This window comes from Flavobacterium omnivorum, assembly GCF_900099915.1.
Lineage (GTDB): Bacteria > Bacteroidota > Bacteroidia > Flavobacteriales > Flavobacteriaceae > Flavobacterium > Flavobacterium omnivorum.
On record NZ_FNDB01000035.1, the window covers coordinates 1 to 6,705 of the forward strand.

General features: G+C 32.8%; 7 protein-coding genes. 2 read left to right on the plus strand and 5 right to left on the minus strand.

The features are described from left to right. Positions 1–468: 468 nt before the first annotated feature. Positions 469–1,920 (plus strand): peptidoglycan endopeptidase, encoded by a 1,452-nt coding sequence (locus tag BLS90_RS16520; protein ID WP_091259604.1) that lies wholly within the window; start codon positions 469–471, stop codon positions 1,918–1,920. A 69-nt stretch (positions 1,921–1,989) separates the two neighbouring features. On the opposite strand, the gene BLS90_RS16525 is transcribed toward BLS90_RS16520, so the two are convergent. The 4 genes from BLS90_RS16525 to BLS90_RS16540 all read right to left on the minus strand — a co-directional run bounded on the left by BLS90_RS16525 (position 1,990) and on the right by BLS90_RS16540 (position 5,871). After that, positions 1,990–2,499: a pyridoxamine 5'-phosphate oxidase family protein gene (locus BLS90_RS16525; RefSeq protein WP_091259607.1), complete on the minus strand. Its 510-nt coding sequence runs from the start codon at positions 2,497–2,499 to the stop codon at positions 1,990–1,992. Positions 2,500–2,701: 202 nt separating this feature from the next. Then, complete coding sequence (locus BLS90_RS16530) at positions 2,702–3,163, minus strand: VOC family protein (protein WP_220083888.1); 462 nt, start codon at positions 3,161–3,163, stop codon at positions 2,702–2,704. Positions 3,164–3,247: 84 nt separating this feature from the next. Further along, positions 3,248–4,315, minus strand: a complete 1,068-nt coding sequence (locus BLS90_RS16535; protein WP_091259612.1) for a glycosyltransferase family 9 protein — start codon at positions 4,313–4,315, stop codon at positions 3,248–3,250. 236 nt (positions 4,316–4,551) lie between these two features. Continuing rightward, on the minus strand, positions 4,552–5,871 hold the full coding sequence (locus BLS90_RS16540) for a serine hydrolase domain-containing protein (RefSeq protein ID WP_091259615.1): 1,320 nt from the start codon (positions 5,869–5,871) through the stop codon (positions 4,552–4,554). Positions 5,872–6,126: 255 nt separating this feature from the next. On the opposite strand from BLS90_RS16540, the gene BLS90_RS16545 reads away from it, so the two are divergent. After that, positions 6,127–6,354: a CDGSH iron-sulfur domain-containing protein gene (locus BLS90_RS16545; RefSeq protein WP_091259617.1), complete on the plus strand. Its 228-nt coding sequence runs from the start codon at positions 6,127–6,129 to the stop codon at positions 6,352–6,354. Positions 6,355–6,419: 65 nt separating this feature from the next. Here BLS90_RS16545 and BLS90_RS16550 read toward each other — a convergent pair. Continuing rightward, on the minus strand, positions 6,420–6,705 hold a 286-nt coding region (locus BLS90_RS16550), incomplete at its 5' end, for an integrase core domain-containing protein (protein WP_139171427.1).

Below are 6,705 nucleotides of genomic sequence, written 5' to 3' on the forward strand. Positions count from 1 at the left end.
AAAAACAAGCTGAACTAGGTTTAAACCTCGTCAAGCCTTGAAAAACAAAGAAAAAATAACGTTCCGATTATTTTTATCGGACAACAATGATTTTTGAACGTTAAAATTAAAAAAAAGAGGCTGATTTTTGATTAAATCTCCTATATTAGCTTTTTTGAAATATTCTGTTGGAAATGAAGCTTTTTTTTGCTTTTTTTTGTAATCAATATTCTTCAAAATTTGACATCCAGTTTAGTAATTGCAACAGAATTGCAACTAGGCATGTTTTTTAGTGTTTTTATCAATGAAATATAAAACAATAAGAATGTAAAACAGACACATTCTGAGTCTCTTTTATATAAAGAGTCTTGAATTATTTTTACATCTTTCCATGAAATTGTAAAAAGCAAAGTTTAGCGAGATCTAATAATTATATCCCGAAATCGCTAGGAAGAATACAAAGGGGTAAGTAATTTGAAACAAATGAATATGAGATTAAAGGTAATAGTAGGACTAGTTTTTTTGAATAGTATCGTTCTTTTTGCACAAGAAAAAATCACAAAGCACACTATCGTAAAAGGGGAAACAATATCGAATATCGCGGAGAAATATGAAGTCAAGCAAAGCGCTATTTTTAAGTTAAATCCCAATGCTAAAAATCTTTTAAAACTCAATTCTGTTTTATTAATTCCTATAGCTTCAACCAAAAACACTACCGTTAAAACCAAAAGTACTTTAAATCAAGCGACCAAAGAACATGAGGTTCAAGCTAAAGAAACACTTTACGGAATCGCAAAACAATACGGGATTTCTGTTAAAGAATTAAACCAAATCAATCCTTCACTGGCAACCGCCGAATTGAAAATTTGTCAAAAAATAAATATTCCTGCTGCGGCAATTGCAAACGAAATAGCAAATGTTGCAACAACAAAACAAATTCCCAGCAATATTGAACCGGCTAAAGAATCTAAAATCGAATCCGAGGCAGTCCAAAGTGCACACTCCTTCGTTTGGGAAGTAGTAGCAAAAGAAACTAAATATTCGATTACAAAAAAATACGGAATTACAATTAGGGAATTTGATAGGGCCAATCCATCTTTAGGAGTTAAGGCCCTTAGAGTTGGTCAGAAAGTAGTTATTCCAGGAGTCGATTCACCAAGACCAGAAATGGTTGTCGCCTCTCTTAGTACTCCATCAGTATCCGAAGCAGCGTCTAAAAATATGGCGCCTACGCAAATTAGTGTACCAAAAACACAAGAAACGATAGCTGCACCACTACAAAATTCTCCAACTAGTTTACAAACAATTACAAGAGAGGTACTGGCCAAAGAGACAAAATATGCCATTGCAAAAGAATACGGAATTACAGTAAAAGAACTAGAAAATCAAAATCCAGCGATTAAAAATGGTCTTCCTGTAGGTTATAAATTGAGTATTCTTTCTCAGATAATTGCTGATAACAGTGAGGTTGTTACTGTCGAGTTAAATGATAAAGAGACTAAAATAGAAAGTAGTAAAATTGACTTTAATAGTCCAATCAAGACTACTTTTAGCCATGATTTTCTAGACCAATTGATAGCACAAGCTTCCGAAAATATAGGAACGAGATACCGCATGGGCGGAACTACTAAATCGGGATTTGATTGCTCAGGACTTATGTGTACTACTTTTGGTGCATTTGACATTAAATTACCTCGAACATCTCGAGAACAATCGAGTATGGGTACTAAAATAAACACAGAAGAAGCTCAAAAAGGAGATCTTATTTTCTTTAAAACAAATGGTAGAAGTCAAATCAATCACGTTGGAATGGTAGTTGAGGTTTGTGAAGGCGAAATTAAATTTATTCACTCATCCGTCAGCAACGGTGTAATCATATCTTCCACAAAAGAAAAGTACTATGAGAAAAATTTCTCTCAAATAAATAGAGTGCTACAATAAGCTACTTAGAAATTATATTTTTATAAAAACGCTCCAATATATTGAAGCGTTTTTTTTTTATACTATTTTCTAAAGCTTTATTTCTCCTTCATTTCCACTTACTAAATTGGTACCTGTAACCACAGACGCAGCCATTTTTAGAAAGTTAATCATTTGATTGCCGTCATTGTCCCAAAAATAGGCACTTGTTGGTTTAACTTTGATCAGGGAAATATTGGGGTCATTTTTACCTTCTTTGAACCATATATTTACTACTGGTGTCCATAACTCTTCAATTTTCTCTCGGTCTGTACTAATGATTGCTTCACCGTTTACAACCATATAACTTCCTTTACCCGGATGTGCAAAAAATAATTGAACATTGGAATCTTGTTCTATTTCTTTATTTTTATCACTGTCTTTTTCACTGAAAAACCAAATGTTTCCTTTATCGCAGACTTCTACGGCACCCATTGGTCTAGTCGTTGCTCCGTCGTTTGTTTTAAGATTGGTACAAAAAAGGCAAGTATTAATTTCTTTAACTAGGCTTTTAAGTTTATCTATTCCTTCAACTGTGTATTCGTTTGCATGATCGCTCATAATCTTATTTTTATAATGATTAAAAATCGCTACTTATTGTTAAACAAAGTTGGTGAACAAAGCGGCAAAAAGCATTACACAATTTAGGAGAAAAGTTTCAATTTTTACATATTTGATTAGTAAATACCTTTAGTTCTTGCCTATACAAATGCCTGATGCCAGAAATTTAAAAAACGGCCGAACTAGAAAACATCCTTATTTACTATTTTTCAACACTGTTGATCTCAATCCAGTATCCATCTGGATCCTGAAGGTAGATTTGCTTGATTCCATCAGCCCGAACGGTAATTGTATTTTTTGCACCGGGCCAGTCAGAATACGTAATATTAAGGAATTTTAAGAGGTCGATTAAGGCTTCGAAATGAGTTGCTTTAAATGCTAAATGTACCGCTTTATTGATGGTAACGGGTTCTTTGAATGTAGCAACAAGGTGAAGCTCTTTTCCCTCTCCCAAGGAGATCCATCGAATCCCCTCTTTTTTAGTAAGGTTGGTAATCTCTGAAAGGTTTAAAACATTTTTATAAAAACCAACAGATCTTTCTAGGTCCTTAACTGACAATGCAACATGGTCTAATTTTAAAGTAAAAGATGTACTGGTTTGGGCGCAAAGCATTGTGGCCCCGATGAAAGTAAATAGTAAGGAAATTAAAAATTTAGTTTTCATGTGGTTTCGGTGTTTGGTGATTTTGTTTTTCTTTGATGATTGTTTGTTAAAGTTGCTGTTTGTAAATGTTGATCCCTTAAAGTATTAAAATCTTAGTAGAGCCTTGTTTATTATTTTGATCCAATCCTCTTTATCGCCAGTATTTGTGTTTATCGCGACACTGTTGTTGTTGTTGTTGTTGTTGTTGTACGGTTCATAAGTTTTTAGATTTGCACGGGAAAAAAGTCCAACCGTGGGCGTAAGGACGGAACTGGCTAAATGCATAATCCCACTATCTGCACCAATGAAGATTTCTGTATTAGCAATAACAGATCCAATTTCACGAATGTCTTTACTGTAGAATGTAAGTGCTTTAAAGCTGATTTGCGAAATGTTTTCAACAGGTAAAATTTCGATAATATTATAGTCTTGATATTCGGTTAGTAAACGTTCATAAAATTCTTCCCACCACGATTCTGAATAGCATTTATCAGAGGTGGCGTAGGTAAAGATGCAAATCGTTTTTTTGTCATTTTTAACCAATTCTTGAATTATTTTATGCCCTTCCTTGATTTCCAAAGAACTTAATTTTAAGTCCAATGGAGGAATTGGATTATCATTTTTAGCAAATCCTAATTTAGTTAGAAAATGCCTAAATTCATATACTGGATATTTTGCAATATGGACATAGTCAATATGCTCTAGTTTCATAGCTTCATCATCTTCACCAAAAAATTTGTATTTCGCATCAGCAAATTGAGCTGATAATCGTCCAGACGAGGAATTTTTGTCTACATTGATGACAATGTCATATTTTTGTTGTTTAATCTTTACCCAAACCTTAAAATAGCCTATCAAATTTTTAAAAGGTTTTTTAGGAAGTTCAATGATATAATTAATATTTGGATAATTTTTAAATACAATAGGTGCCAAACCGCCCTTTACAAACAAATCAATTTTACACGCTGGAAAAGCAGCTACCACATCTTGAACCAGTGGAGTAATGAGCAATAGATTACCCAATCTGTGGTTGGGCCTTGAAATTAAAATTCTTTTAATTTCAATTTTTTGCGTTAAATCTATAATTTGATTATTTTGTGAACTGCCAATATTTTTAGTTAGGTTATGCGTTACAATTCTTCGGAATACATTTGCTTTATTTAAGATACTCATGCTTTTATAATAGGATTAAGAATTGAATTTTTTTGTTAAAAAATGAATCGGTGTGCTATCGGAAAATTATTTTGTTAGTACAAAACAGGTTTTCCGTAACAGACAAATGTACAATTTAGATCGAAATAACGCTGTTTCTTGCCTTGAATATAATTTTTATGTTGTCAAGTGTAAATAATCTGTTTTTAAATCTACTATTTGTAAATTTTGATCAAGATTTTTTCTGTCGAATTATTTTATTTTTTTGTCAAAGTAAATTTCCCGCCGCCTTGTTTCAAAATCACCTGCTTTTCATTTGGTTTGAATTCTAATTTTATTCCTGCCGTTTTAAATTCAAAATTGTTTTTTTCAGTAGGTTCTAGTGGAAAGGCAGCTTGACCTGTTGCCTGTGCAAAAAGTTTAGTATTTTCTTTTGTAATTGTGATTTTCATTGGAAATCCAGCATCTGAGTATTCCCCTAAATAAGGATCTAAATCCTCGCTTTTTATTGCAATAGTTTCAAAAGTTGGAATTGTAAACGGTTTGTTGTTATACGCACTCAAAGCGGCAATTAGGACATCATTATTGTCGTAAGTTCTACCGTTAGAGGTTAATGCAACAGCTAATTTATCTTCTGGAAAATACGCTAATGATGATCTGAATTCATCAATACCTCCGGTGTGACCAAAGCTTTTCTTTTCATAAAACGGATACTGGAAAATCCCCATTCCATAGTTGTCTTGTAAAGCTGTCATTTGCTTCAGACTGCTTTCGGAGATTATGGCTTTGGCGAAAAGCTTTTCAATAAAAAACGTCAAATCTTGTGGATTAGAAACTACCGCGCCAGCTCCCATAGGGATCGACATATCCGTTTCCGGTTCTTTGATCCATTTTTCAGAGAACGAATACGAGTTGGTTTCGTTATTTAGAATGTTAATCTTACCTCCATTATAGGTATTTTTTAAGCCTAATGGTTTTACAATTTTATCGTTCAAAATAGTTTTGAATGGCTTTTTATAGGTTTTCTCAAGAATGTAACTCAATAAAACATAATTGGAATTGCTGTAATCGGCTTTGCTGTTGGGTTCAAAAATACTTTTTCCTTTGATAATGATTTCCACCATTTCTTTTTCCGTTTTTGGTTGGGTGTTGTAGGTCATGTATTCCGGAGCACTGGTAAAATTATAAATACCACTTCGGTGGTTTAGTAGATTACCAACGGTTATTTTGTTAGCGTTTTCAATAGTTGGAAAAAATGTTTCAATAGTTTGATTCAACATTAGTTTTTTTTCTTCAATCGCCATGAAGACTAGTGCAGAAGTAAACATTTTTGAAATCGATCCAACACGGTATTTGGATAAATTACTTGCTTTTTTATTGCTTTCTATGTCATCCATTCCAATGGACTTTGAATAAAGTAGCGTTCCATTTTGTGAAATAGCAATACTTCCCATGAATTTATCTTTGGCTTTCAAAATTTGAAATAAACTGTCTAATTTGGCAACATTCATCTTTTGGCTATAGCTTGACCCAGCTATTAGCGCTAAAAATAGGGTAATTACGATTTTCTTTGTCATGGTAGTTTGATTGTTGGTTTGGTTTTATTCTCTAAAAATAATATTTTTTTTGGATAGTAGAAAGATTTAAAGACTACGAATATTTTTATTTAGAGCGAAAGGGTGTGTCATCATCCTATTTTGTTAAAGTACCTCGTAATCAAGTCAGCTAAAATAGAATTAATGTAAATTATGTGCTGTTGGTATAAAAAGGTCTAGTAACGATGCAGGATTCTAAAAATATTTATAATCTTTGACGTCTAAAAGAACAGTATTATGAGCACAACAAAATTAACAATCAATCGCAACGGGTCTATAAAAATAGAAGGCGATTTTGAAATAACAGACTGCGAAGGGAAAACATACGGATTAGAAGGAAGAACGGCTCTAGGTCTTTGCCGATGTGGGTTGTCAGCCAACAAACCTTTTTGTGATGGTTCACACCGCAATGGTTTTGAGCATGAATCAGCAGCATTTGACTTGCCACCAGTAAAAACGAAGTAATATCGTTTTCTAATTCGTGTCTTGTCCTGAATAACCGATACAGATTATTAGATAAAAATATTTAATTAAACACTTGCAAAAACTTTTTTGCAAGTGTTTTTTGTTTTATATGTCCTCATTTTAATTTGACTTTGTATATGCATTTTGTTTGGAGTCAGCATGAAATTAGAATAATGAGGTCTTAATTCATTGTATATACTGATTGATTCTTTTACAATTTGTTTCATGATTTTTAAATCTAGGTTGTATTTATCAATCATGAATTCCTGTTTTAATATTCCATTTATTCTTTCTGCTACTGCATTTTCATATGGGTCAGAGTTTTGTGTCATACTTGGTAGTATTCCGTTT